Genomic DNA, 25,717 nt, shown 5'->3' with positions numbered 1-25,717 from the left:
GAAACGCCAGCCGTCGACCCAGGCCGGGCGCGGTCCAGTGACCAACCATTCGAACGCCGTCCGCGCGGCATCCAAGGGCAGCGAGTCACGCCCCAAAGGAACACAACTCAATACGTGACGCGAATCCATGACCGGGCTCCTCGTGTGATCGCAGAACAACGGCCAGACAAGGAAGCCAAATCAAGTCCACCACAACGCCACCAAACCGCCACCGGAAGTCCACCAAACCGCCGCCGGTGATCTTGAGTGATCGTTTCGCACCGCCACAAAGATCACTGCACGTTCATGCGGAAGGTTCCTTGAAGATCATTTGATGATCGCCCGAAGTAGGCACTGAACTGTGATGACGATGCGTTGGTGGCGTTTCGGTGGCGATCCGGTGGCGGCCCGGAAGCCCTGGCCGCAGCATCTGGAACGCGTCGCGAGCGAGACGGAGAAGATTCGGCAAGATTCTCTGCCGGCGTTCCCTTGTGGCATGGACCTTCTGGCCTTCTTCGCGCACGGGTATGAGCGCCTAATCCTTCTGCGACCCTCGGGCAGGCAGCTTGGAACAAGATTTTTAAGAATGTTGAGTACGGGCTGTCAAAAAACAGCGCGGATTTCGGAGTTGCGAGATGTACGAGAGAGCGCCACAGGGCGCGCCGCACCCGAGTTTCTGCGAGGAACCCATGGCTCAGCCCGAGCACACCGCGCGCCGTTCGGCGCCACACGGCCCAACGCGACGCGACGACACCACCCACCCGGCAAACAGCCGTACGGTAACCCGCTCCGGCGCCGAGCGCCGCCCCTATCCGACCGCACCGTCCACCACCAGGATCAGCCCCGCCACATCCAGTGCGCCCAGTGTCCGCACCCGGTCGCGCGGCTCGGCCCCGACGCCGATCCCGGCGACGGTGTGGACGGCCGGCCCGGCGCCGATCGACCTCGACACGGCCTGGCCGGCACCGTTCATCGAAAAGATCGTCGACGCGTTCAGTCAGCCCGGCGGACGAGTCGCGCTTCTGCCCTGGCCGACCACGCAACCGACCCCCGACGACCGTCCACGGCTCACGTCGGTCTCCTCCGACGCGCTGCTCGAACACGCACCCGCGGCCGAGCCCGACGACGCGCTGGCCGACGCGCTCGCCGCCGTCGAAGAGCTCGGCCGCAACGGCCGGGTGGTGCGCGTCGCGGCGGACCCGACCACCACCGGTCCAGGGATGCCGCCGTTCTGGGCCGACCTCGTCGGCGACGCCGACCACGCGGCCGTGACCGTCGGCGCGCCCTCGCACTCGGGCACCGGCGACGAGTTCCCAGGCGGTGTCCAGGACGCGGCATCCGACACCGACTTGATCATCACGAGTCTGTGTCCCGAGCACGGCGGCGACCGGTTCAGCGATCTGGTGGCGCTGGTCGCGGCCCGGCTGCTGCGGGTCGGCGGCATCCTCGTCGTACTCACTCACTGTGACTGGCTCGCGGGTGAGCTGATCGACCCGACCGGCGCGGTCGTGGCCTCGGCACAGAACGCCGACCTGCTCTACCTGCAGCACATCGTGGCCCTGCACGCGCCGGTGCGCGACGGCCGGTTCGCCGACGACCTCCTCGCCGATCCCGACGGCCCGGCGGCCGAGAACGAGGCCCGCGCCCGTCACCGCGCGGCCGTGCGCGGCCTGCCCGAACCCCATCGGCGCATCCACTCCGACGTTCAGGTCTTTGCCCAGCCGCATGACCACGAACCGCCTCGCCCGAGCGCGGCCGACGCGGCACGCGAGAACGGAGTCATCCGATGACCAGCGCGCCGATCCCGAACCCCGCCCAGCCCGCACACCACCGCCCGGAAGGCACGCCCGTGGCCGACGACCGCACCCCGCACGCCCTGCCCGACACCTCCGCCACTCCGGCTCCGCCCAGCGCGGACAACCCGGCGGACAACCCGGCGGACGACCCGGCCCAGCGCGTCCAGCGCACCGTCATCGGCGCTCCCCGTGGCACCACCGGCATCGCCTCCGAGCGAGCCGCTGACGACGCGGCGAGGGACACGGCGGTGTCGGTGTGGACGACCGCGCAGACCTCCCCAGCCGCCCAGCGCAAGGGCCGCTACGTCGCCGACTCGACCGCGCACCCGGCCAAAATGCTGCCGACTGTCGCCGCGCACGCCATCGCCCACTACACCCAGCCGGGCGACCTGGTGCTCGACCCGATGTGCGGCATCGGCACCACCCTCGTCGAAGCCGTGCACGCCGGACGCCGCGCCGCCGGCATCGAGTACGAACCGCACTGGGTCGACGTCGCCCGCGCCAACCTCCTCCTCGCCCACCACGCCGGTGTGACCCACGAGGGCCGGGTGTTCCACGGCGACGCCCGCCAAATCGCCGCACTCCTCCCGCCCGAGTACCTCGGGCAGGCCGCACTTGTGGTCACCTCACCGCCGTACGGGCCCTCCACCCACGGACAGGTCGCGGTCGCACCGGGCAAAGGAATCCAGAAGTACCACCACCTCTACGGCAACACCCTCGACCGCGGCAACCTCGCCAACATCGGCCACCACCGGCTGCTGTCCGGCTTCACCCGCATCCTCGCCGGACTCGTCCCGTTCCTGCGGCCCGGCGGGCACATCGCCATCACCATCCGCCCCTGGCGCGAACACGCCGAACTCATCGACCTGCCCTCCCAGATCCGCGCCTGCGGACTGCACGCCGGCCTGATCCCCGTCGAGCGCTGCGTCGCGCTGCTGGCCCGCGCGGCCGAGCACGATCTCGTGCCGAGGGGCTCGTTCTTCCAGCGCGACTTCATCCGCAAACAGCGCGAAGCCGGGCTCCCGTTGCACCTGATCGCGCACGAGGACGTGTTGGTGTTCCGCACGCCGCTCACTCCCCAGAGTTCACGCGAACTCAAGTGTTCTCAACACGAACCCGGTGTCGCGACGCGGTCACTGTCGAGGGTGGGCAGTGGGGTTTGCGCCGAACCCGAGGGTGTGGCGGCATGAACGCACCGCCCCACCGTGCCCGGCGCGGACCACAGCCCACGCCGGGCACGGTGATAACAGCCCTGCCGCAAACGCTGCGCGTTCCCGAGAGCCTGGGTCCCGTCGTGGGATCCGTCTGCACTGGCTATGGCGGGCTGGACCTCGGCGTGCTCGCCGCATTCGGCGGGGGCCGCATCGCCTGGTGCGCCGACCCTGACCCGCACATCCGCCAGATCCTCGATGCGCGAATGCCCGGCGTGCCGAACCTCGGCGACCTCCGCGCCATCGACTGGACAGCGGTGGAGCCGGTCGACGTGTTCACCGCGGGCTGGCCCTGTCAGGACATCTCCGCCGCCGGGCGGCGCGCGGGCATCGAGAAAGGCACACGCAGTGGACTGTGGACCAACGTCGTGGAGGGCATTCGGATACTACGACCAGCGTTGTGCGTGCTGGAGAACGTCTCCGCGCTTCGCTGGCGCAACGGAGGACTCCACCGTGTACTCGGCGACCTGGCCGAAGCAGGGTATGACGCGCTCTGGCACAGTGTTCGCGCCGCCGACGTCGGATGCGCGCACCGACGCGAACGCGTGTTCCTGCTCGCCTGGCCCCGCACTCCCGTCGCCGCGAATGCTGCCGACTCCGCAAGCACGCGATGGCGATCACCGAGGTGCGGCCGACCCGACACGCCGCCGGGCGCTGGGGCACCAGGTCAGCCTGCACGACGCGGTGCACGCAGATGTGAAGCTGTTGCCCACACCGACGGCGATCAACCCGAACGACGGCGAGGATCCCAGCCTCTGGCTGCAACGTCGGGAGAAGCACCGCGCACGCGGGATCAACGGCAACGGGATGGGCATGCCGTTGTCCATCGCGGTCAGACTGCTGTCGACTCCCACGGCGTCGGACGCGAAAGCGTCCACCCACTGCACCCACGATGGTGGCCCATCGCTGACGGATCAGTGCCGACTCCTGCAGACGCTGGCCACGTCGAGCAACCACGTAACGAGGCGGCCGACGGTCCTCCTGCCGACACCGCGAGCAACCGACGGAACCAAAGGCTGTCCAGCGCAACGCGGTTCCAAGGGCGACCTGATGCTGCCGTCGGCGATCATCCAACTGCTGTCCCGCGCCACGCCGAACGGCACTGTCTAGCGTCCGAGGAGGACTCCGCCACCGAGCTCACCGCACCACCATCGGCAGCGCACGCAGCCGTGGACTGGGGTGAGTACGCCCCGGCCGTGCAGCGATGGGAACGCCTGCTCGGTAGGCCCGCGCCTTATCCAACCCAACCAGGACAACACGGCCGCCCGGTATTGGCTCCGGCCTTCGTCGAGCACCTCATGGGCCTGCCACAGGGCTGGGTCACAGACCTTGCGTTGCCTCGCACCGCCCAACTGCGAGCACTGGGCAACGGCGTGGTTCCCCAGCAAGCAGCCCACGCCGTGTGCCTGTTGCTGGACGACCTCGCCGAACTCCTCGGCATCAGAACCAACACCAATCACCGGCCACAGACAGGGCAGGAGGTGACTGCGGCATGACCACCACACACCCGAAGGCGGCCGACACCCCACCCACCTTGAGGCTGCTGTCCCTCGGCGCCGGAGTGCAGAGCACAACAGTTCTGCTCTTGGCGTGTGAGGGCGCGATACCGCCCTTTGACGTCGCGTTATTCGCCGACACCGGCTGGGAACCGCGCGCGGTGTACGCGAACCTCGAACGGCTCACCGCGCACGCCGAGAAGCACGGCATTCCGGTACGGCACGTCTCGGCTGGCAACATCCGCACCGACGCGCTCGATCCTCGGCACCGCTTCGTGTCCATGCCCTTGCACACTCGGAACCCGGACGGGAGCAAAGGGCTCGCACGCAGGCAGTGCACCAACGAGTACAAGATCACCCCGCTGAAGAAGGCCGCGCGGGAGCTACTGGGATATCCGCATCCGCGACGGGTACCGCGAGGGGTGTACGCCGAGCAGGCCATCGGGATCAGCACCGACGAGTTCACTCGTGCCAAGGATTCCGGGCTGCGGTTCCTGCGCAACGTCTTCCCGCTGATCGATCTCGGCTTCGATCGGGCTCGGTGCATGGAGTTCCTCGCCGAACGAGGCTTCGGGGAGACCGTGAAGTCAGCCTGTGTCGGTTGCCCGTTCCACGGCAACGCGGGCTGGCGATGGGTGCGCGACAACGACCCGGACGGCTGGGCAGAAGCAGTCGAGTTCGACCGCGCCATCCGCCACGGCTACCCGCACGCCACCACCCAAGGGCAGGAGTTGCGCGGCCAGTACTTCCTGCACCGCTCCTGCCTTCCGCTGGACCAAGTCGACCTCGACGCGCCCCCCCCCCCCCCAAGTCCAGGAGCAAGAAACACCTACGACTGATCACCACCGACTCGGCAAACGGTGTCGCGGAGGACGGTGACCCTGATGGCTGCTCGCCGTGGTCGTGTCGTTCCGGCGAACCGGTCAGCACCACGGATCAGGGACACCGCAAGCGTGCTGCATGAGCGCCGAGCCACACCACCTCCGCGGTTCTCGCCAGCACCGTCGAGTCCCGTCCGATCCGCGATCCAGCCGACCGCCGCTCATCCCGACACCGGACGGAGACGTGATGACCGCCCGCCGCTCAACACCTACGCCATCCGGCCACCACCAAGAGCCACCCATACCGCCGGAGTCGGTGACTCGGCTCTACACACCGGCCCAGGCCGCCGAACTCCTGATGGTGCGCGAGTCCTGGCTACGGCGTAAAGCCGGACAACGCACCATCCCGTGCACCTTCCTGGGCAAGCACCTGCGCTTCTCGGCCGCCAACCTGCGCGACATCGCCGACTCCGGCAACCACACACCCCAGACACGCCACAACCGCCCACGCCGAACCGGCTGACACCAAAAGAACTTCGCCGACACCTATTGCCCTTCGCAGCCAACAGAGCGTCCATGGGCATGTCACACCAACTAGCCGCCGACAGCTTGAACATCGTCACAACCGGGGGACACCATGGCCTGGTCCGAAAAACACGGCAAGATGTGGCGGGTCCGCTACTTCAAAGACGACGGCACACTGGGATCGGTCCCTGGGTTCCCCAACAAGTCATCGGCCGACAACTACGCCGACACCCTCGAAACCGATCAACGCCGCGGCAGCTGGATCGACCCGGCGGCAGGTCGGATCACCGTGGCGGAATGGGCCGACGACTGGCTCGACGCCCTCGACCTGTCCCGCAACACCGAGACCCAGTACCGCAGTCTGGCGACCAACCACATCCTGCCCCGCTGGGGCGAGACCTCCCTGACCGACATCACCGGCCTGGCCGTGGCCGCCTGGCGCAAGCAACTCTCCGCCCGCTGCGCGCCAGCCACCATCACCACGATCGTCAAAGTGCTGTCGATGATGCTGGCCGACGCCGCCGACGACAAACTCATCGCCGCCAACCCGATCCGCCCTCGCCGTCGGGGCAAGCGTCACCGCGCGAAACCTCGTGAGCGCATCTGGGCCACCCAACAGCAAGCCTTGTGCGTCGCCGACAACGCCGCCGCACTCGTCGGACCATGGGCGGGCACCCTCATGATCACCGCCGCCTGGACCGGCGCACGATGGGGCGAACTGACCGGCCTGCAACGCCACAACACCCACCTCGACGACGCGTGCATCGTCATCGACCCCGACATCGGCGCGCTTCACGAGATCAACGGCCACTTCGAACTCGGCCCACCCAAGACCGCCGAATCCGCCCGCACCATCACCCTCCCGCCCTTCCTGATCCCCCTGCTGCGCCGACACCTCGACAACCACGACCACAATCACGTCTTCGTCACCGCCGAAGGGGAGTACCTGCGCCGCTCCAACTTCTCCCGCCGAGCCATGCGCCCCGCCGCCGACGGCAACCTCAAGCGCACAGCACCGCCCGCGCGCATCGAACCGGTCCAACCCGGACTGACCTTCCACGGCTTCCGACACAGCCACAAAACATGGATGATCGCCGACGGCGTCCCCGAGATCGCCCAAGCCGCACGCCTAGGACACACCCTCGAAGACAAAATGCAGAAGGTCTACTCCCACATCGCCGCCGAAGTCGAACACCGACTCATCACCGGACTACAAGACCGCTGGGACAAAGCCGTCGCGGACTCAGCCACACCGGAACCACACACCCGCTGGCGACGCCCGTAATCAGCGCCGCTGGCGGGCAATTCCCTTCGGTGTCATTGGCTCGTGCGAGTGACACCCGGCGATTCACTCCATTTGTGCGACGTATGGTGTCGGCAGGTTTTCCAAACGGGCCTCGACGCGTGACATCGCGGACTTGCATCAGATCCGGTGGTTCCGGATGGGCGGGCTTGCCGAGTCGCTGAACGCGGCGACGAAGTTGACGTCCTGCACGGTTGTCTGACTCTCCGACCACCACCTGACCATCGACGCCACCGGCATCCCCCTGGCGTGACTCTTACCGGCGGTCACCGCAACGACGTCACCCAGTTGATCCTGCTGATCGACGTCATCCAGCCGATCCACGGCGTGGTCGGCAAGCCATGCAATCGGCCCCAGTGGCGCTATGCCGACGATGGCTACGACCGCGACAAGTACCGGCGCCAGGTCCGCGCCTGCGGCATCACACCCGTCATCGCTTGCCGCGACGTCGAACGTCGGCTCCGGTGTGGGCATGGTCCGCTGGCCGGTCGAGCGCACCTTCGCCTGGTGGGAAGGTTTCCGCCAACTCCGTGTCCGCGCCGAGCGGCGAGCCGACGTCCATCAGCCCTCCTGAGTCCGGATTGCTCAATTGTCTGTCTGCGCAAACTCATTCTGAACTGATCAATTACTGCCTTCGTGGATTGGACATTGGAGTGGTCATTGGTCTGGTTGCCGGGGTCCTGACATGCCTGTACAGGATGTTGGTAGGCCATGGCCTCGGGCTTGGTGTTGCGCCGTCTGGGTGAATGAATTGGGTTGCGGTAACTATTAGCGAGCGCGTTTCGATCACCTGGCTAGACACGCCTGGTGTTTTCTGGATCACTGGCTAAATCGTGCCTAGGCAATCTGATGCTATTGGCCGGTGACGTCCGATGAAGATGCTAGAGCGTTCGCTGCAAATCTGTTGCAGTGTCGTAGATGTGCTCTCGCGTCGACGGTTCCGATCCATTTGGATGGAGTGGCGATGAGTCGTGAAGATCGACCGGTTAGATCGTTATCGCGATTGGCTCTTGTTGTTGTGGTGATGGCTGGCGGCAGTGTGCTGGTCCCGTCGGCTGCGCACTCGGAGCCAGGCTCTGCCTCAAGTCCGAGCGCAGCGTCGCTCATCGACCTGCGCAGCCCAGACCAAGGGATCACCGATCCGGTTGCGTCCATGCGGCCGCTGGAGCGTGATTGCGCGGCTGGGCAGATCGACATCAACACCGCCGCCGTCAACGAGATCGCTCGGACGCTACGCCTGGCAGATCCCGTAGCGGCGTCCGTCGTGAGCGGGCGCCCCTGGCACCGGTCCGCCGACCTGATCTCTGTCCCCGGCATTGGCCCGTCCAAGTCGGCGTTGCTGGCAGAAGCCGTCTGCGCGACACCGACCGAACTACCGCCTCGGGCGCCGCTGGCCTGCGTTGCTGGCAGCGACGCCGTGGACCTGCAATCAGCGACAGTCGAACGGATCGAGGCCCGCACGGGTCTGGGGCGGCCGGCCGTCGAGCGACTGGTTTCCGCGCGGCCACTTCCACAGAACTTGGAGCAGGTCGTGCCACCGCGAGTGCCGGGACTGTCGCTACCGGCCGTGAAAAGGCTCGTGGACACGCGCGCGGTCTGCGTCACCCCCGCGCCGTTCCGATTCGCTGGCACAAGCTGGCGTTGGGCAACAGGCGCGCACGGTGCGGTGACTGTGGGAAGCGACCCGAGGTACGTCCTGTACGTGCCGCCGGGGAAGATCGCCGGGGAAACCGGTGCCTGGGCGACGGTGAAGGCACTGCCAGGCGAACTCGGCGTGCTGCCGAGTGCCGATTTCCACATCCACGGTCAGTGGAGGCCCGAGGTCGCGGTTCGAGTCCCCGCTCCGCCGCACTCCGACGATGCCGAGGACGTGATCGTCGCCCACGATCGCGGTGACGGTGAGATGTCCGCGTCGTTCGACCAGGGCGCGATCGAGTCGGCGACCCCGTACGGGCGCGTGGTCACCGCGGCCGCGTCCTCGCTGAGCACTTTCACGACCTATGTCTCCAGCGGTTGCGACGATCCGGTCCGGCGGACGGGCCTGTTCGCGTGCTCCGACACCGCCCGCAGGGACACCACCGCTCAGGCGTTGTCCGTGCAATGGGCGACGGCGACCGCAGCACGTCAGGCGCGGTCGGCGACCAACTGCGATGTCCGCAACGTGCGTGCCCGCACCATCGGCTTCACAACCGGCGGCCTGGGCTGTACCGCCGACATGGACGCCGAGTCCGGTGTGTGGACCTTCGCGAACGACAGCGGTCTCTTCTCCGGTGTGGTGTTCCCGGCCGTACCGAGCGAGGGCACCTTCGAGCGCAAGATCACCCGCGACGACATGGGTGTTCTGAGCGGTTGGTTGGCCGGGACCATGATCGAGGGAGGACACCTGCCGCCGAAGACGACTCTCACGATCCGCAAGAACGTCGGTAGCGGTGACACCACCCTGAGCACTGCGGCGGCACCTGGTCATTCCGCGGTGTGGATCGGGGCGCAGCAGTTCATCTCCCTTGCCGACGAAGCGCTCGACCTGCTCCCCGTCGACGAGGTTCTGAAGGCCCATCAGGCTTACATCAGCTGTGTGGGCACGGTCGGGCTGATCACCGGTCCGGACACGGTGGGGTCACTGTTCGAGTGTTTGTCCGGTCCCATCGCGGAACTGGTCGAGTTGGCGGCGGCACGGTACGCGACAGGGGATGGTCTCAAGGCCAGACTGGCCAGCAGTGCAAAACTGATCGGCAAGTTCTTCGGCCGCGCGTTCATCGTCGTCGATCTCTTCGTCTCGGCGGGAAGCATTTGGGAGAGCCAGAACCGCACCGTCAAGATGCGAACGCTGGCACCTCCGCCCGCGCCACCCGTTGGTGGGCAGTTCGGCGGTCCGTCCGGCGATGGCAGCTTCGTCGCCCGGGACGACGATGGTCGTGCCTATGTCGTCGAGCCGATCTCCGCAGGAAGCGCCTCGTACCGGGCGGTCCACATCGCGACCAACGGCGATTTCAACTGCCTCGTGCAGAGTCGGTTCGTGTTCGACGACATCCAGTGGTCGCAGAACAGCGATGGACAGATGGTGCTCGTCCTTCCCGGTGGAGGCACCGCGCCGGTCGTCGATCGAAACTTGACGTGTGATCCGTCAGGTCCGGCCTGGAACCACGTCGGTGTGCGGCACGGAGGCAACGTTCCTGACAACGTCATCGTGAAGATGCCGGACTGGTTAGGCCGTGGATCGTGGTTCATCAACGGTGAAGGCAAGATTTCCCCCATCGCGGATGGCGGAACCTATCTCTGCCTGGCACACAGGCACCCGGTCATCTACAACGTGCCACTCGACCGCATCCAGGCGTGGCCGGACGTGGCCGAACACCCGGCGGCCTGTTCGTAACACTTGTTGCTCAACGCGGTAGTGCGCGACGTACGCCCGTGCTCCGGTCGGACATCGATGCTCGGCCGGAGCATCGGCGCTGGACCTCTAGTTGCGCGGCCGGGACATGGGCGCCTGGGCTGGCGTGAACTGCTGCTCGGTCCGTGCCTGCACGTCTTCGGCGGTGGCGAGAAGCGCAACGGGACTGGTCACAATCTCACCCGCCTTGCTGTAGGGAGAGAACGTGCGCGCGCCGAAACGTCGAGGAATCGCGGTGATCATGCCGCCTGGCGGCGCGGTTCGTAGCATCTGTGCCAGGACAACGGCCGGGGAATTTTGAGTGAGGTGTTCAGTGACTTCAGGCGAGACGGCGGCGGTGGCCAGCATGCAGACCAGCGACCATGACGGCGTGCTTGTCGCTGTCATCAGCGGCGAACTCGACATGATCAGCGTGGACGGAGTCGGGACAGCCCTGTTCGATCACCTGGCCAAGCAGCCGGACGGCTTGGTGGTGGAGCTGGCCGTGGAATTCATGGGCTCGTCCGCGTTGTCGATGCTGCTGGAGCTGCACGGGCGGGCACAGCGCGCGGAAGTGGGGTTCGCCATCGTGGCCACGGCCGTGGCAGCCGCGCGTCCCCTGATGGCCAGCGCCCTGACCCAGGTGCTACCGGTGGCTCAGTCGGTGGACGAGGCCGTGAAGTCGATCCAGGAGGAACGCAAGCCGGGCCAGCAGCTCTGATGATGTTGCCGGTGTAGACATCGCCGCGCCGGGTACAGACTGGATGCCGAGGCTGGTTCGCCAGACTTGGTGGAGGCCGCGCATGTGGTCTGGCCAGTCTTGACGCGGTGCGTTAAGCAGCCAGCCTCCGCGCTGTCTGGTCGCGCGGCACGGGCGGCTGAAACACTGTCGCCCGTGCCGCGCCCATCAGGCTCTACCTCTGATCGCTGGCGGGTCGGCCTCCGACCGCACGGACACCGAGCTCGGCTGGCAACACCTCTGGTAGGGTGAGTTCTAAAGGTGGTCGCAACACCTGCCCTTTAGGGAGTCGTTGTGGTTCCACCTGGCCCTCCCGGGTCGTCGGGTCCGCTGACCGAGCAGCGTGATCACTACCTTCGTCTGATGGCGCAGGGCATGAACAACTCGGAGGCGTGCCGGACCGTCGGCGTCTCGCGCGGAACCGGTATCCGATGGCGGTTCGGCCGCACCGTCGTCGGTCACAACGGCACGAAACGCACCTACGCACCAATCACGCCGACCGCCCAGATCTCCGAGCGTTTCCTGTCCGAGGACGAGCGGATCACGATCGCGGATCGCCGCGCCGCAGGGCTCGGCATCCGCGCCATTGCTGCGGAACTGAGCCGCAGCCCTTCGACTGTCAGCCGGGAGATCCACCGCAACCGCGACCCGCTGACCGGCAGGTATCACCCCCACCGGGCTCAGCAGCTTGCCCAGCAACGCCGGGCAAGACCGACCCTGGGCAAGCTGGCCAGAGATCACGAACTGCGCGAGGCGTACTCAGGGGAGTGGACGCCGATGACCTGAAAGCCGGCGTCGCGGTAGGCCTTGTCCCACGCGGTGACGTGCGGGATGGAGCGCTGGCAGTTGATGCAGGAGTAGGCCCAGAAGTCGAGCATGACGACCTTGCCCTGCAACGCTTTCAGCTCCAGCGGCTGGGAGTTGATCCACTGCTGGATGCCGGTGATGTCCGGCGCGGTGCCGCAGCTCTCCAGCTCGGCGGCGCCGTCGGAGCGCTTGTCGAGGTCCTTGTTCTGGTCGTTGACCAGACCGCCGAGGTTGAGCGCCCGCTTGACCTGCTCGGAGTTGTTCACCTTGTCCTGCAACGAGCTCGTGTAGTCCGGGATCACGCGCTGCAGCAGCTGCGGCAGGTTGAAGACCAGGCCGAACGCGAGGGCGATCATCACCACACCGGCGGTGATGCGGATGCCGCGCTGACGCTTGCGGAAGGACTGCACACGCTCGGCGGCCCGGCGGCCGGCGGGCGCGAAGATCAGCAGCGGGATGGCCGCGCCGACGGCGAACGTGAGCGTGAGGACGACGGTCTCGGTGCCGATCCGGCCGGTTGACCCGGCGACGGTGATGGCGGCCAGAACCGGGCCCGCGCAGGGAACGTAGACCGCGCCGAGAGCCAGGCTGTTCCACATGCTGCTCGGCTTGCTGATCATGCGCGCGTTGCTGGCATTGGCCCGGATCATGGCGCGTCTGCCGCGGTGGGCCGGTTCTGCCTGGGCGAGACTGCTCAACGCGGGCACGAAGCCGTTCGACGTCGTCAACTTCGCCGGCTCATGGCTTGGCGGCAGCGTCATGCCTCGCCGGGCGATGGTCGTCCTGTGCGACCGCACCATCGCGGCGCTGCATCGGCGCCTCGACCGGGAGAACGAGAACAGCCTCGCGAAGGGCATGCCCTACCCGACTCGCTGGGATCCGTTCTTCCGCGAGTTCATGACCGTGGCGGACCTGTACCGCTTCCCGGTGCAGCACTTCGACTTCCACCGGGACCAGCTCTCGCTCAGCTGACCTCCGTGCGCTTGAGCATGCGGTGCATCGCGTGGGTGCGTCGCGGCCGACGCCTCGCAGGGTCGCCGACGAGAGACTGCGTTCGCCGGAGTTCTCACCTTCGCCGAGTACGGGGAGGGCCTGCAGGCCACCGATTTCGTGGACATTGAGGTGACGCCGACCTTCGAGGCAGCGGACGGGATGCACGGAGCGATCGTGCGCGCGACCAAGCCGGCCGATTCGATGGACATCCCGGTTGTAGCACAAGGTGAAGCGTCGTGCTGTGGCGTCAGTGCGTGTTGCACGCCGACCGAGCAGGCAGTCGAGCCGGGCGTGACAGTGATCGAAGCCAAATCCGCTGCTGGATGCGGCTGTCAGTGACTTGCATCTGATACCTGGGTACGGGCTTACCGTCGAGGCATGAGCGCAGAAGCTGAACTTTGGGCCCCGCAAGCCTGTACGTTGCCCACCGGGGAGCGGCCCTTGCGCGTCGCCGAGTTCGACGCGTTGTTCGCCGAGGCGGTGCAGAACGTTCGGCGCGTCGACTCCACTTCTGTGTCTCTGGACCTCCAGCCGCAGTTGGAGGTGGCCGCGCGGGTGGCCGACCTCGTGGTGCGGGAGACAGGCTGCTGTTCGTTCTTCACTTTCAGCTTGGTCGCGACCGGCGACAGCCTCCGCCTGGAGATCAAGGTTCCAGCGAAGCACGCCGATGTGCTCGAGGCGCTTGCAGCACGGGCGGAAGGGATGTCGACATGAGCGGGCTGCGGGCGGGGGAGGTCGCCGATGCCGCAGGCGTGAACCGGCAGACGCTGCGGTACTACGAGCGGGTCGGCCTCCTCAGAGAACCGGACCGGACGCTGGGCGGGCACCGGATGTACCCGGCGGAGACGGTGACCGTCATCCGGGTCATCAAGGCCGCCCAGCGACTCGGCTTCACCCTCGGCGAGGTGGCCGATCTGCTGGACCTCGGCAGTCACCGGCACGGCAAACCTGGACTGCAGGCGCGCGCCACCGCCAAGCTGGCCGAAGTCGAGACCAAGATCGCGGATCTGGAGATCATCCGGGACACGTTGAAGACCGCGGTAGCGGCAGGATGCGACGACCTCATCGCGTGCTCGCACATCCCGTCCTGCCCGCTGCCGTTCGCCGGCCTCGCCGAGGGGAAGGCTGCCGATGCCGGCTCCTGCTGCTGACAAGGTCCGTCGGTTCGCGTGGCTTGTCGGAGCCGCGTGCCTGCTGTGTTGTCTCATGCCGGTGTTGGGAGTCGCCGGGGTGGCGGGCTTCTTCTCTGCGGTCGGCTTCCGGGACGTGCTTATTGGTCTTGGGATCGGTGCCGTGGTGGGCGTTGGCGCGTGGTTGCTGGTACGGCGTCAGCGACGGCACAGCTGCGCCGGCGACGCATGTGGATGCCAGACTTCCGGATCATGACGGTTCTGCGTTCGGTCGTGCTGTTCGTGCTCGCCGCGGTGGCGGAGATCGGCGGCGCCTGGCTGGTGTGGCAAGGACTGCGGGAAGACCGGGGTCTGTTGTGGATCGCCGGTGGTGTGCTGGCGCTCGGGGCGTACGGCTTCGTCGCGACGTTCCAGCCCGACCCGAATTTCGGACGGATCCTCGCCGCGTACGGCGGAGTGTTCGTCGCCGGATCACTGGCCTGGGGCATGGTGCTGGACGGGTTCCGGCCGGATCGATGGGACTACATGGGTGCGGGCATCTGCCTGATCGGCGTTGCCGTGATCATGTACGCGCCCAGGGGCTGACGTCGGCTCATCGAGCGTGGCTGCGACGCACAGCGTCGATCACCTTCTGGGCTGTTGGTACGTCCAGCCGGCACGCGCGCATGTCCGGTGCGCCCTTGTGGTCGTTCATCACGTCGATCCCGTCGACCAGGACCGTGGGCGACGGGAAATCGCCGATCCTTTCCATCACGGGGACGGTGAGATCGAGTTCGCACAGCGCCTCAGCCACCACGGCCTTGGCTGCCGCCGCGTTCGGGCAGTCCGGCGCGAGCAACAGTTCGACGCGCGGCTCGGACCGGCTGGCGAGTCCTGTTAGCCATGTCAGGGCGGCGAAACCGTCGTCAGTGCCCGGCCAGTGCACGCGGACCGCGTCGAGTCCGGCACGGCGCACGACGCCGCGCAGCACGGCGATGACGATGATCGCGTCGTCGGCGTATCCGATGGCGGGGATGAAGTCGGGGATCAGGTCGATCGGTACGGCGAGGTAGAACAGCAGCAGCCAGAGCCGGACGCGGACACCGCGGGGCAGCGTCTTGTCCGCGGCCAGGCGGCGTACCAGCCGCAGCACGTCGGGAAGTACTCGGAGTGCCTCGCGCAGCAGGCCGCCTCGGGGTCTGGCGATGAGCAGGACGATCACCAGCGCCAGCCAGGTGAGCAGCAGGCCTGCGGCGATGGCGATCGCCACGTCCGCGACGGCGGAGCCGGTCACGACGTCACCACGAGGTTCGCCGTCGGCTGGGGTACTTCGATGCGCACGGGGCTGAGAGTGTCACATGGGACCAACACATCAATGAGTGTTGAGATGACGCTCATCGAAGTCTGCTCCAACGTATCAACGAGTATTAGGATGTCTCTGTGACTGACGAGCGCAGGGACACCTGTGACCTGTTGTGCCTGGACCTGCCGCATGCCGAGGAGATCCGGACGGGTCTGCCCGAGCTGCCGCGATCGAGGTGGCAGCAGCGGCGGCGCGGGCGTTGGGTGATCCGACCCGGTTGCGGATCGCGGCGGCGTTGCTGACCGGCGGGGAGCTGTGCGTGTGCGACGCCTCGTGGGTCGTCGGCGCGGCGCAGAACCTGACCTCGCACCACCTGCGCCAACTCAAGATCGGCGGGTTGGTGTCGTCGCGGCGGGACGGCCGGCTGGTGATGTACGCGCTGACCGGTCGTGGGCGGGCGTTGGTCGCCGCGGTCTTGGACGAGTCCGCGCCTGTGTTGGCGGACAGCAGAATGCTGGAGGGGTAGTAGTGGCTGACGAGTGCTGCAGGAACCACGCCCGAAGACGACCACGACGCAAGAAGATCAGCAGGCCGACGACCACGGCGACCAGGGGCCGGGGAGTTGGTGGCAGGTTCGTGAGCTGCAACTGGCCGTTGTCGCGGCCGTGCTGCTGGCGGTCGGCTGGTGGGTTGGTTCCACGGGCGCTGAGCTCGTGGGCAACGGGCTGACGCTGGCTTCGGCGGTAGTCGGTGCGGCCTCGTTCGTGCCGGGTGCGTTACGCAGCCTGCTGCGCCGCCGGATCGGCGTGGCCACCTTGATGACCATTGCCGCGATCGGCGCGGTGGCGTTGGGGCAGATCACCGAGGCTGCCATGCTCGGTGTGCTGGTCTCGATCGCCGAAGGCTTGGAGCACTACGCGATCGCCCGCACCCGCCGAGGCTTGCGGGCACTGCTGGGGCTGGTCCCGCCGACCGCCTCGGTGCTGCGGGACGGGGCTTAGCTGCAGGTCGCACCGGACGAGCTCGTGGTCGGCGACCGGATGGTGCTGCGGCCCGGCGAACGCGCCGCGACCGACGGGATCATCCGCACCGGACACACCAACCTCGACCTGTCCGCGATCACCGGCGAGTCGGTGCCGGTCGAGGCCGGACCTGGCGACGCGGTGCATGCCGGCGCGATCAACGGCGGTGGCGCGATTGAGGTCGAAGTCACCGCGCGGGCTTCGGATTCCTCGCTGGCGCGCATCGTGCACATCGTCGAAGAGGCCCAGGACCGCAAGGGGGTTGGCCAACGGCTGGCCGACCGCATTGCCCGGCCGCTCGTTCCGGCGATCATGATCCTGGCCGCGCTCATCGCCGGGCTCGGTGCGTTGCTGGGCGACCCGATGGTGTGGCTGGAACGTGCGCTGGTCGTGCTGGTGGCCGCTTCGCCGTGTGCGCTGGCGATCTCCATTCCGCTGACCGTGGTCGCTGCCGTGGGGGCGGCGAGCAGGCAGGGTGCGCTGGTCAAGGGTGGTGCCGCACTCGAGGAGCTCGGCCGCATCGGCACCGTCGCGCTGGACAAGACCGGCACGCTGACCCGCAACGCGCCGCGCGTGGTCGACGTTCTGCCCGCCGGCGAGAGCACTCGTGAGCAGTTGCTCGCCGTCGGAGTCCTGCTGGTGACCGGCCTGTGGGGCGAGGCGGTCATCTGGTTGCGCGGGCCCATCTCCGGCTTCAGCACGCCCCTGTGACTGGTGAGGGTCGGCGGTTGCGACGCTAGGACTTCTGCGCCGCAGGGGTTGTGCCGACTGGTTCGGATAGGAGCAGTTCGCGGGACACCGCGGTGAACTCCTCGCCGTACCCGGCCTGGTCGGTCCGCGCGAGGCCGCCGAGCTCCACCAGAGCGCGCCCGTCTCCGTTCGGTGTCACCCGCACCCACACGCGGCGTCGCTTGATGGTCAACGACATTCCCAGGCCGAGGGTGATCAGCGCGGAGAACACCAGCACCCACCCTTGCGTGGGATCGTGGGAGATCTGGATCGACACCGGCCATCGCGAGAGCAGTCGGAGGCGTGCCACCACCGGTCATGGTCAGCAGCGCGGACCGCACAGCTTCGGCTCCGTGCGCGCGAGCCGCGGTGGCATCGGCGGCCAGTTCGACCAGCGCCGCGACCAACTCGGGCGACCGGCGGGTCAGCGGCGTGAACGGCACCGCGGAGGCAAGCGCCTTGGCCAGCCCCACCAGCAGGTGGTGGCGGCCGAGAAGATGCGCTCGTTCGTGCTCGATCACCGCGGCGACCGAGGCCTCGCTCAGGTGCTGGTTGAGGCCGTCCGTCGCCACGATCAATCCTGGGCGCCCGGCCAGGCTGTAGGCGAGCGGCCGATCGTGAGGGATCCACCACGTCGGAATCGCACCGGGCTGACGTTGTGCCACGAAGTTCAGCGCGTCCCGTTGCTTGCGCTGCATACGTCCCTGGGAGCGATGGTGCCGCACCAGCGAGGTCATGAGCTTCAGCGCGACACCGAGCAGGATCGCGGCGAACAGCAGTCCAGCGATCTCCTCGATCCGGGGAGAACCTCCGTGCTGCAACGTCTGCCAGCACTGGTGCACGAGGCCGACCAGTAGGGGCGCCGGGCCGTGACCGGGCAGCACCGCGATCACCACCGCCGCCGTCACCGTGGTCAGGCAGCCCGCGACCATCATCAGCCAGCCGGTCAGCAGGACCCCGGCGGGCGCGCGCATGGCCAGCAGCCTGTCCAGCATCCGCGGACCCGCCCACGCGACGGTCAACGCGCCCAGCAGGAGCGCGACGGCGACAGTCATCGACGCTTCCGCAGAGCCTTGCGCAGCACGCTGGCCTCTTCCTCGGTCGCCGACTGCGCGAAGTGCAGCAGCACGCTCTCGGGATCGTCGGTCGACTCCAGAACCGCGCGCAAAGCTCTGGCCTCCGCCTCCGCACGGGTCATCACGGCCCGGTAGTGGAACGCCCGGCTGACCTTGACGCGTTCGACCCAGCCCTTGCGGTGCAGGTTGTCCAGCACCGTCATGACCGTCGTGTACGCCAGTTCCCGCTCCTGTGACAGCTCGTCGAGCACGTCACGGACCGTCCGGTCGCCGTCACCGCGCCACAGCACGTCCATGACCGCCGACTCGAGCTCACCCAGCCCTTGCATGGCACCTCCGTGCGGGAAGGATACGGTCACCCGGCGATCCGACGCGCTCCCATGAGGTGCCCGTCGCCACGGCTCGACCGGATGTCGACGACCTGGCCGTCGGTCGGCGAGTCGACCATCTTGCCGTCGCCCACGTACATGGCGACGTGGTGGATGGTCGCGGGATTGCCGGTGCCGTCGTCGTAGAAGAGAAGATCACCCGCCACCAACGCGTCGAGCGGAACCGCCCTGCCCGCGTTGAACTGGGCGGCGGCGACCCTCGGCAACGTGATGCCGGCCTGCTTGTACGCCCACAACATCAGGCCGGAGCAGTCGAACCTGTCCGGCCCGGTGCCGCCCCACAGGTAGAGCGACCCGCGCTTGGACAGCGCCGCCTGCAGCGCGGTGTTGGCCGCGCCGGGCGGGCCGAGGTAGCTGCCGTTGTCCTTGACCTGACTGAGCCCGTTGCGCACCGCTGGAGTCAGCGCGCCGAGCGCCGCCTTCACTTCCTTGATCTTGCCGTCGAGTTCCTTCTGTTTCCCTTCGACCTCGCCGACCAGCTTCTCGGCCGCCTGAGTGGCCTCCTTCGCCTGCTGACGCGCGGTCTCAGCCGTGGTGACCGCGGTGGCCAGTCGAGTGAGCGCCTCGGCGTTGTCAGCGGCGATGAGGTCCATCGCGGACATCCGCTCGAGGAAGTCCTGCTGCGAGTCGGCGACCAGCATCGCAGACAGCTTGGTCAGCCGTGCGCCCTCGAACGAGGCCGTGGTCAGCGCGTCCACCTGACCGCGGAACTTGTCCTCCTCGGTCCTGGCGCACTTCTCCGCTTCGTCGGCCTTGGCCAGGTCAGCGCGCTTGGCGGTGAGGTCCTCACGCGCCTTGAGCAGGTCCTCGTTGGTCTTCGCCGCCTGCGCACCCAACTCGTTGTAGCGCGCTAACGGGTCCTGAGCGGGCTGTGCGGACGCGGGTACGACCGCAACCGTCACAAGTGCGCTGGTCAGAGCAATCGGCAGGAGTCGCCGCTGTGCCGGCACCTTGCCTCCATCTACTAGGTGGCATAGTTTCCGGCGCGAGCTTAGTACTAGTCTCAATAGTAGTTGCCGACCGGTGGGAGCTGGGGATGACGAGTGGCCGCAAAACGAAGCAGCGGCGTGCCAAGAAGCCGATCGTCAGCACCAAGGCGACACCATGGGGCACGATCATCGCCATCGTCGCGGTGCTCGGACTGGCCGGCGGCGTGTTCGGCTACGCGTTCGTCAGGATCTCCGCGGACAACGATCGCGAGGCCGCGTTAGCTCAGTGGAAGCCGTCGGACACGAACAAGGATCCGTCCGACAAGATCACGGGCGTCGTGAAGAAGGAGTTCCCCGCCGCCAAGCACGTGCAGCCGGCCGAACGCGTCGCCTACGAACACAACCCGCCCATCGGAGGCGCACACGACTCCCAGTGGGCCGACTGCACCGGCGTCGTCTACGACAAGCCCGTGCGCAGCGAGAACATGGTCCACTCGATGGAACACGGAGGACTGTGGATCGCCTACAACCCCGACCAAGTCACCGGCCCGGCGTTCGACAAGCTCAAGGGCAAGGCCGAGGGCGTCCCGTACACGATGCTGTCGCCCTACCCCGGTCTCGACAAGCCGATCTCGCTGCAGACCTGGAGCCACCAGCTCAAGCTCGACAGCGCCGATGACGAGCGCCTCGACCAGTTCATCTCCTCGCTGCTGCGCAACCCGAACACCTACCCCGAAGTCGGCGCGTCCTGCGAGAATACGCAGTTCCTCTCGAACCCGGCCCCGTTCGAGCCAGTTCGGCGGTACTGCACAGCCGTCCGCACTCCAAAGGCCCATGCGACGTACGCGACGTACAGGCCGAGGGCGGTGGCGCCCGCGATCGTGGACGACATCATGACCTCATCCTATGCATATATTGCAATCTACGCATGAATGCTAGGCGGCCTGGTCGGCTGGCGCAACAGTGCGGCCACATGGACCTGTCGAGCCGGTCGACGCTTTGTTCGAATGGCGGATCAGCTGACCGGATGGAAGGGGACCATGAACTCGCGTGTGACCGATGTGCCATACGAGGCCGCGCGACGGCGTGCCTTCGCGGTGATCAGTCACCCGGACGCCGGCAAGTCGACGTTGACCGAAGCGATCGCCCTGCACGCCAAGGCGATCACCGAGGCGGGGGCCGTGCACGGCAAGGCAGGCCGCCGCGCTGTCGTGTCCGACTGGATGCGAATGGAGCAGGCGCGGGGGATCTCGATCACCTCCGCGGTGCTTCGGTTCTCGTACCGCGGCACCTTGATCAATCTGGTGGACACACCAGGACACGCTGACTTCTCCGAGGACACGTATCGAGTCGTGTCCGCCGTGGACAGCGTGGTGATGTTGCTCGATGCGGCGAAGGGGCTCGAGGCGCAGACGTTGAAGCTTTTCGACGTCTGCAGATCGCACGGCCTCCCAGTCATCACGTTCGTGAACAAATGGGACCGGCCTGGCCGTGATGCGCTGGACCTGTGCGACGAACTGGCGGCCCGCGCCGGGTTGCAGCCGATGCCGCTCACCTGGCCGATCGGGCAGGCGGGGGAGTTCCACGGGGTCTTGGACTGCCGCGACCGGACGATGGTGCGCTACCAACGCATCGCCGGCGGGGCCATCGCGGCGCCGGAGAAACGTCTGGAGTCGGCCGAGGCCGCGGCCCAGCAGGGCGTCGCGTGGTGGCGAGCCTGCGAGGAGGCCGACCTGCTCGCCGCTTCCGGCGGCGGGTTCGACCACGAGCGGTTTCTCGCCGCCGAAGCATCACCCGTGCTGTTCGGTGCTGCTCTGCTCAACCACGGTGTCCGGCCTCTCCTCGACTTCCTGGTCGACTTCGCGCCGGCTCCACGGCCGAGGATGGATGCCACCAGGCGCCCGAGGTACCTCGACGCTCCTTTTTCTGCCTTCGTGTTCAAGGTGCAGACGGGCATGAACCCGGCGCACCGCGACCAGATCGCGTTCGCGAGGGTGTGCTCCGGTGAGTTCGAGCGGGGCATGGTCGTCACGAACGGCACCACCAGTAGGCCGTTCGCAACGAAATACGCGCAACAGGCATTCGGCCGGCAACGGACGACGCTGGACGTCGCGTATCCCGGTGACGTCATCGGACTGGTGAACGCGACGGCACTAAGAGTGGGCGACACGCTGTTCGGTTCCGGTCCGCCGGTGCGCTTCCCCCGGCTGCCGAGCTTCGCCCCGGCTCACTTCGCCGTGGCGCGGCCCACGGACATCGGCCGCGGCAAGCAGTTCAGCCGTGCCATTGCGCAGTTGCGGACCGAAGGAGTTGTGCAGGTCATGCGATCCCAGCGTCGTGGTCAGGGAACCGCTCCGGTGCTCGCCGCGGTTGGACCGATGCAGTTCGACGTTGCCCTGCACCGGATGGAGTGGGAGTTCGGCGCGCCCATGACGCTGGAACACCTGCCGTACACGGTCGTGCGGCGGCTGAGTGATCCAAGTCAGCGCTCACTCGTCGACACCGGTCGACGTAGCGAGGTGCTGGTGCGGGACGACGGCATGGAGCTCGCCGTGTTCGCAGGGCAGGTCGAACTCGCTGTGCTGCAACGCTTGTGGCCAGATCTGAAGCTCGACCACCTCGTCGGCGGCATCGGCTGACCACTCATGCCCTGAGCTCTCTGTTGGCGAGTGCTTCCCGGAGCAGGACGGACTCGCGGTCGGTGGTCGACTGGGCGAACCGCAGCAGCACCGCCTCCGGATCTCCGGAGGACGCGATCACGTGGCGCAGTGCCCTGGCTGCCGCCTCGGCGCGGCTCACCGCAGGCTCGTACCGGTAGGCCTTGCCCTCGAGTTCGCGATTCACCCAGCACTTTGCGGTGCAGGTTGTCCAGCACGGTCAACACCGTCGTGTACGCGCTCCGGATCGAAGTCGGTTCCAACCGAGCCCGGTGACATCCTCACCTACCGCAACGAAAATCCCCGGTGCCGCAGGAGGCGGCATCGGGGATTCCACTTACCCGAACAACGTCACTCGCGGCACTTCTTGCCAGTGTTGACGCAGTTGACGAGGCGGTTCATGATCTTCTGCGACATCACGTTGGCGAAGTCGTCGTGGTCGGTGAGCGGGTTGTGTTCCTCTTCCGGGAACGAGTCGACCGAGTACAGGCGCGCCTGCTGGACGTTCCTGGGGATGTTGTAGGTCAGGGAGATGCGCAGCTGCGGAACGGCCTTGAAGCCCTTCTTGCACTTGCCGTTCTGGTCCGGGAAGACGATGTGGTCGCGGTGGTTCGCGGAGTCGATGTTCTTGCCGTCCCAGCAACTCGGGAAGTCGTGGACGCGCTTGACCTTCGAGCCCTGCGGGCAGATCGGGTACTTGTCGATCAGCACCTTGTCCTCGAAGCCGCTGCAGGTCCACGATGCCTTGGCGTTCTTCGGGCCGTTCTGGCCGGCCTTGGCGTCACCGTAGAGAACGCGGAGGAACTTCGGCATCGCAACGACCTTGCCGGTCGGCGAACCGCGGAACTGGAGATCGACGACTTCCGGGCGCTGAATCTCACCCTCGTTGCCCGGCAGCTCGTTGTTCGCGTTCTCCTCGACGTTGTTCTGGTTCTTCTTGTTCTCGGTGCCTTCGGCCTGGGCGTTGTCGCTGTTCTCGCTGCCGTTCTCGAGGCCCTTGTTGTTCTGGTCCTTCAGCTTGCAGGGCGCGAGCTGCTTCAGCTCGGGCGCCTGCTGGTTCAGCCTGCGGAAGGCGATCTCCATGCGGTCCAGCGCCGCGACTCGCTTGTCCTTCAGCGGGCCGAGAATGGCGTTCTGCACGAAGTTCGGGCCGCCCTGGCCCTGTGACGAGGCAATGCGCTTGTCGGCCTCGTCGATCTGCTTCTCGATGTTCTCGAGCTCGCGGCTGATCTCGGCCTGCGCCTTGTCGGGGACGTCCTCGGGCAACGCGGAGGCGACGTCCGGGCATTCGACGGTAGGCGCGGCCTTGTCTGCCTTGTCTTTGTCCTGCTGCGCCTTGTCGTCCTTCTTCGGCGGTGCTTTCTCCTCGTCGTCCTCGGCCTTGTTGATGCGGATGACGGGCCAGAAGTAGGCGGACTTGTCACCGTTCTTGCAGGTCGTGCCGGCCTTCTGCAGCGACTTGTTGTTGGAGTCCGCGTTGGTCGAGAGGTTGCCGACGTAGTCGTGCAGGTGCTGCGCACCATTGCGAACGCCAGGCTGCGCGATGAAGTTGTCCGGGTTGAAGTGCCCGTTCTCGTTCCGGCCGCAGTCGACGGTGAACGTGCCTGTGGTGGCGTCGTTCTCCGGTTTTGGTTTCTTGACGTTCGGCTTCACCTTGGTGATGTCGACGAACAAGCCTTCGTCCAGAGCGCCGTCGGCAAGCGCCGTGCCGTCGGCCGAACCTACAGCCACCACCGCGGCACCGCCAGCGACCAAGGCCATCGCCGCTGCTGCGGCGGTCAGCCAGATCGTGGATTTCCTCCGGTGAAAAGCCATTTGCCACCTCGTGTATTCCGATAAAACGGCATGGCGAAGCTGACGGCGGTTAGCCGTGTCATTCGGGTTGAACTTCGGTGTGCGGTTAGTGCGACCGAGATTTACGTCTCGTATTCTTCTTGGACCTGGATATCATTCGCATTCCGACCAGTGCGAGCGCGAGCACCGCTATCGCGCCGAAGAAGACGCCGTTGTTCTCACCGAATACGCCTTGTTCGGCGGTACGGGTGAACCTGGTGCCCTCCGGCACAGTCGGGATCACGCCGTCGGTCGGGTTGGCCGAGGCGTCCGCTCCCTGCTGATCTCCACTGGCATCCGGTGCCCCGATGCTGTTCGTGGGAGGAGCGAGCGGTTGCGGTGACTCGATCGCGCCGAAGTCGACGCGTCCGGTGTCCTCCATTGCCTTGATGTGCTCGAAGACGGTGATCATGGCCTGCGTGGAGAGGATGCGGATGAGCTCGTTCTTGGTGCCCGCCCGGATCTGCGCGGCATAGGCGTAGACCTTGCCGTGAGCCACGCGGAGCCGGTTGGCGAAGACGGAGTCGAACTCGTCACCGTTGGCCGCGTCCATCTCGGCGAGCCAGCCCTTCTGCTCGTCGGTGGCCTCCTGCGGCAACGTGACTCCGAGCAGCACGCCCGCCCGGTTCACAACGTTGTCCAGCAGGGTGTGCCCCTCGATGAGGTGCTTGCTGGCCTCCTGGATCTTCGGCTGGTCTGCCCGCTTGGCCCTGCCCTTCTCGCCGGCGGGCTTCTCCCACAACCCGGCCTGCTTGACCCGGTTCATGAAGTCCCGGTCCGCGGGCCCGAGCGGACCCCACTGGGTCTGCACGACCTCGTCGCCCGTCCCGCCACTACCGGGCGGCGGGGTCGAGATGGGGGTCGAGGGGTTGGCGGGCTGGCCGATCGCGCTCCCGGTGTTGACCAGCACGGCCAGCACGCAGCCCGCCAGCGCGACGATGAGTCGCATCGGCGTTGCCAAGTCCATGGGGAGTCGCACGAACGGGGATACGGCCAGGAATGGGGACGCGCCTCAGTTCGAGACCTCGACGTTATCAAACCGTTATCCAACTCCGCGCAACCTAGCTCTCGGTTCGGGTTTGAACCACGTCGCCGCGCCATTCGCAGGGAAGGAAAAGACCGTCTGCCACGGGAGGACGCCGGTGTCGAGGAAACGCGCGGTCACGCTGGCACTGGTTCTTCTGGTGGGCGCCTGCGCGACGAATCCCGAGATCTCACCCCGGCCCGCTGGGTTCGCTACCGACAGCGAGACGTCACCCGACGACAAGATGGAACTGCAGGTTCTGCGGTCTCCGAACCTCGGCGAGGTCCTCGCGGACCACGAGCAGTACACCTTGTACCGGTACGACGAGGACACAACGAATCCACCGAAGTCGAACTGCGTCGAGCCTGACTGCACGCTGAAGTGGATACCTTTGCTGACGGCCGAGATGAAGACGACCACCGGCATCGACGCCGCACTCCTCGGCGTGGTCGAGCGATCCAACGGCACCAGACAGGTGACGCTGAACGAACACCCGCTGTACCGCTACGCCCATGACGAGAAGGCCGGCGACGCGACCGGTGACGGCCTCGGTGGCGTGTGGTTCGCCGTTGCTCCGAACGGAGAGAAAGCCCGGCGCTGAAAGGC

General features: G+C 67.0%; 24 protein-coding genes and 6 pseudogenes. 20 read left to right on the top strand and 10 right to left on the bottom strand.

The genetic code is table 11. The annotated features are described in order from the left end of the window. The first annotated feature begins 893 nt into the window (after positions 1 to 893). The 8 genes from SK571_RS30690 (at position 894) to SK571_RS30655 (ending at position 10,504) form a co-directional block, all read left to right on the top strand. Entirely contained in the window at positions 894 to 1,769 is an 876-nt protein-coding gene (locus tag SK571_RS30690) for a hypothetical protein (protein ID WP_319987563.1), read from the top strand. Then, complete coding sequence (locus SK571_RS30685) at positions 1,766 to 2,965, top strand: TRM11 family SAM-dependent methyltransferase (RefSeq protein ID WP_319987562.1); 1,200 nt, start codon at positions 1,766 to 1,768, stop codon at positions 2,963 to 2,965. Before SK571_RS30690 ends, SK571_RS30685 begins: the two co-directional genes overlap by 4 nt. Then, positions 2,962 to 4,482: a DNA cytosine methyltransferase gene (locus SK571_RS30680; protein WP_319987561.1), complete on the top strand. Its 1,521-nt coding sequence runs from the start codon at positions 2,962 to 2,964 to the stop codon at positions 4,480 to 4,482. The genes SK571_RS30685 and SK571_RS30680 overlap by 4 nt, the downstream gene beginning before the upstream one ends. Then, positions 4,479 to 5,321 carry a hypothetical protein gene (locus SK571_RS30675; RefSeq protein ID WP_319987560.1) on the top strand — a complete coding sequence of 281 codons (843 nt, stop codon included), beginning with the start codon at positions 4,479 to 4,481 and terminating at the stop codon, positions 5,319 to 5,321. Before SK571_RS30680 ends, SK571_RS30675 begins: the two co-directional genes overlap by 4 nt. A 298-nt stretch (positions 5,322 to 5,619) precedes the next feature. Next, complete coding sequence (locus tag SK571_RS30670; RefSeq protein ID WP_319987559.1) at positions 5,620 to 5,826, top strand: helix-turn-helix domain-containing protein; 207 nt, start codon at positions 5,620 to 5,622, stop codon at positions 5,824 to 5,826. 114 nt (positions 5,827 to 5,940) lie between these two features. Further along, on the top strand, positions 5,941 to 7,113 hold the full coding sequence (locus tag SK571_RS30665) for a tyrosine-type recombinase/integrase (RefSeq protein ID WP_319987558.1): 1,173 nt from the start codon (positions 5,941 to 5,943) through the stop codon (positions 7,111 to 7,113). Between the two features lie 147 nt (positions 7,114 to 7,260). Continuing rightward, positions 7,261 to 7,752: a transposase gene (locus SK571_RS46445; RefSeq protein WP_406602058.1), complete on the top strand. Its 492-nt coding sequence runs from the start codon at positions 7,261 to 7,263 to the stop codon at positions 7,750 to 7,752. Between the two features lie 532 nt (positions 7,753 to 8,284). After that, positions 8,285 to 10,504, top strand: a complete 2,220-nt coding sequence (locus SK571_RS30655) for a helix-hairpin-helix domain-containing protein (protein ID WP_319987556.1) — start codon at positions 8,285 to 8,287, stop codon at positions 10,502 to 10,504. Between the two features lie 87 nt (positions 10,505 to 10,591). On the opposite strand, the gene SK571_RS30650 is transcribed toward SK571_RS30655, so the two are convergent. Then, complete coding sequence (locus SK571_RS30650) at positions 10,592 to 10,870, bottom strand: hypothetical protein (RefSeq protein ID WP_319987555.1); 279 nt, start codon at positions 10,868 to 10,870, stop codon at positions 10,592 to 10,594. On the opposite strand from SK571_RS30650, the gene SK571_RS30645 reads away from it, so the two are divergent. Both SK571_RS30645 and SK571_RS30640 read left to right on the top strand, forming a co-directional pair. Then, positions 10,869 to 11,222 (top strand): STAS domain-containing protein, encoded by a 354-nt coding sequence (locus SK571_RS30645; RefSeq protein ID WP_319987554.1) that lies wholly within the window; start codon positions 10,869 to 10,871, stop codon positions 11,220 to 11,222. The genes SK571_RS30650 and SK571_RS30645 overlap by 2 nt on opposite strands. 393 nt (positions 11,223 to 11,615) lie before the next feature. After that, positions 11,616 to 12,017 (top strand): annotated as a pseudogene (locus SK571_RS30640) (helix-turn-helix domain-containing protein); the annotation flags it as partial. On the opposite strand, the gene SK571_RS30635 reads toward SK571_RS30640, so the two are convergent. Beyond that, on the bottom strand, positions 11,978 to 12,646 hold the full coding sequence (locus tag SK571_RS30635; RefSeq protein ID WP_454780189.1) for a cytochrome c biogenesis protein/redoxin: 669 nt from the start codon (positions 12,644 to 12,646) through the stop codon (positions 11,978 to 11,980). The pseudogene SK571_RS30640 and the gene SK571_RS30635 sit on opposite strands and share 40 nt — an antisense overlap. Here SK571_RS30635 and SK571_RS30630 point away from each other — a divergent pair. The 5 genes from SK571_RS30630 (at position 12,645) to SK571_RS30610 (ending at position 14,755) form a co-directional block, all read left to right on the top strand. Then, a complete protein-coding gene (locus SK571_RS30630) occupies positions 12,645 to 13,019 on the top strand; it encodes a DinB family protein (RefSeq protein WP_319987551.1) in 375 nt (124 codons plus the stop codon). The two genes, SK571_RS30635 and SK571_RS30630, sit on opposite strands and share 2 nt — an antisense overlap. Positions 13,020 to 13,169: 150 nt before the next feature. Further along, positions 13,170 to 13,379 carry a hypothetical protein gene (locus tag SK571_RS30625; protein WP_319987550.1) on the top strand — a complete coding sequence of 70 codons (210 nt, stop codon included), beginning with the start codon at positions 13,170 to 13,172 and terminating at the stop codon, positions 13,377 to 13,379. Between the two features lie 39 nt (positions 13,380 to 13,418). Beyond that, positions 13,419 to 13,754 carry a hypothetical protein gene (locus tag SK571_RS30620; RefSeq protein WP_319987549.1) on the top strand — a complete coding sequence of 112 codons (336 nt, stop codon included), beginning with the start codon at positions 13,419 to 13,421 and terminating at the stop codon, positions 13,752 to 13,754. Continuing rightward, on the top strand, positions 13,751 to 14,191 hold the full coding sequence (locus SK571_RS30615) for a MerR family transcriptional regulator (protein WP_319987548.1): 441 nt from the start codon (positions 13,751 to 13,753) through the stop codon (positions 14,189 to 14,191). Before SK571_RS30620 ends, SK571_RS30615 begins: the two co-directional genes overlap by 4 nt. 228 nt (positions 14,192 to 14,419) lie before the next feature. After that, positions 14,420 to 14,755 carry a YnfA family protein gene (locus tag SK571_RS30610; RefSeq protein ID WP_319987651.1) on the top strand — a complete coding sequence of 112 codons (336 nt, stop codon included), beginning with the start codon at positions 14,420 to 14,422 and terminating at the stop codon, positions 14,753 to 14,755. 283 nt (positions 14,756 to 15,038) lie between these two features. Here SK571_RS30610 and SK571_RS30605 read toward each other — a convergent pair. Then, positions 15,039 to 15,443 (bottom strand): annotated as a pseudogene (locus SK571_RS30605) (YkvA family protein); the annotation flags it as partial. A 146-nt stretch (positions 15,444 to 15,589) separates the two neighbouring features. Between SK571_RS30605 and SK571_RS30600 the strand changes: the two are divergent. Both SK571_RS30600 and SK571_RS30595 read left to right on the top strand, forming a co-directional pair. After that, positions 15,590 to 15,978 (top strand): annotated as a pseudogene (locus tag SK571_RS30600) (ArsR/SmtB family transcription factor). Positions 15,979 to 15,991: 13 nt separating this feature from the next. Then, positions 15,992 to 17,113 (top strand): annotated as a pseudogene (locus SK571_RS30595) (heavy metal translocating P-type ATPase); the annotation flags it as partial. 97 nt (positions 17,114 to 17,210) lie between these two features. Here the strand turns inward: SK571_RS30595 and SK571_RS30590 are convergent. The 4 genes and pseudogenes from SK571_RS30590 to SK571_RS30575 form a co-directional block, all read right to left on the bottom strand. Beyond that, positions 17,211 to 17,480: pseudogene (locus SK571_RS30590) on the bottom strand (cytochrome c biogenesis protein ResB); the annotation flags it as partial. A 253-nt stretch (positions 17,481 to 17,733) separates the two neighbouring features. Continuing rightward, a pseudogene (locus SK571_RS46440) lies at positions 17,734 to 17,901 on the bottom strand (M56 family metallopeptidase); the annotation flags it as partial. 353 nt (positions 17,902 to 18,254) lie between these two features. Beyond that, a complete protein-coding gene (locus tag SK571_RS30580) occupies positions 18,255 to 18,608 on the bottom strand; it encodes a BlaI/MecI/CopY family transcriptional regulator (RefSeq protein WP_319987546.1) in 354 nt (117 codons plus the stop codon). A 26-nt stretch (positions 18,609 to 18,634) separates the two neighbouring features. Beyond that, positions 18,635 to 19,570: an NlpC/P60 family protein gene (locus SK571_RS30575; protein WP_319987545.1), complete on the bottom strand. Its 936-nt coding sequence runs from the start codon at positions 19,568 to 19,570 to the stop codon at positions 18,635 to 18,637. Positions 19,571 to 19,704: 134 nt separating this feature from the next. Between SK571_RS30575 and SK571_RS30570 the strand changes: the two genes are divergently transcribed. Further along, entirely contained in the window at positions 19,705 to 20,529 is an 825-nt protein-coding gene (locus SK571_RS30570) for a DUF3105 domain-containing protein (protein WP_319987544.1), read from the top strand. Between the two features lie 108 nt (positions 20,530 to 20,637). Continuing rightward, a complete protein-coding gene (locus tag SK571_RS30565; protein WP_319987543.1) occupies positions 20,638 to 22,236 on the top strand; it encodes a peptide chain release factor 3 in 1,599 nt (532 codons plus the stop codon). A 4-nt stretch (positions 22,237 to 22,240) separates the two neighbouring features. Here the strand turns inward: SK571_RS30565 and SK571_RS30560 are convergent, their stop codons facing one another. The 3 genes from SK571_RS30560 to SK571_RS30550 all read right to left on the bottom strand — a co-directional run bounded on the left by SK571_RS30560 (position 22,241) and on the right by SK571_RS30550 (position 25,036). Beyond that, positions 22,241 to 22,441, bottom strand: coding sequence for a hypothetical protein (locus SK571_RS30560; RefSeq protein WP_319987542.1), 201 nt, complete (start codon positions 22,439 to 22,441; stop codon positions 22,241 to 22,243). Positions 22,442 to 22,605: 164 nt separating this feature from the next. Further along, positions 22,606 to 24,015: a DUF1996 domain-containing protein gene (locus tag SK571_RS30555; RefSeq protein ID WP_319987541.1), complete on the bottom strand. Its 1,410-nt coding sequence runs from the start codon at positions 24,013 to 24,015 to the stop codon at positions 22,606 to 22,608. Between the two features lie 139 nt (positions 24,016 to 24,154). Next, positions 24,155 to 25,036 carry a DUF4142 domain-containing protein gene (locus tag SK571_RS30550; RefSeq protein ID WP_319987540.1) on the bottom strand — a complete coding sequence of 294 codons (882 nt, stop codon included), beginning with the start codon at positions 25,034 to 25,036 and terminating at the stop codon, positions 24,155 to 24,157. 193 nt (positions 25,037 to 25,229) lie between these two features. Here SK571_RS30550 and SK571_RS30545 point away from each other — a divergent pair, with 193 nt between their 5' ends. Then, positions 25,230 to 25,712 carry a hypothetical protein gene (locus SK571_RS30545; RefSeq protein WP_319987539.1) on the top strand — a complete coding sequence of 161 codons (483 nt, stop codon included), beginning with the start codon at positions 25,230 to 25,232 and terminating at the stop codon, positions 25,710 to 25,712. The last annotated feature ends 5 nt before the right edge of the window (positions 25,713 to 25,717 follow it).

Source organism: Lentzea kristufekii (genome assembly GCF_033949925.1).
Classification (GTDB): Bacteria; Actinomycetota; Actinomycetes; order Mycobacteriales; family Pseudonocardiaceae; genus Lentzea; species Lentzea kristufekii.
Note: the sequence above shows the minus strand (reverse complement) of the source record. Positions and strands in the feature narration are given on the sequence as shown.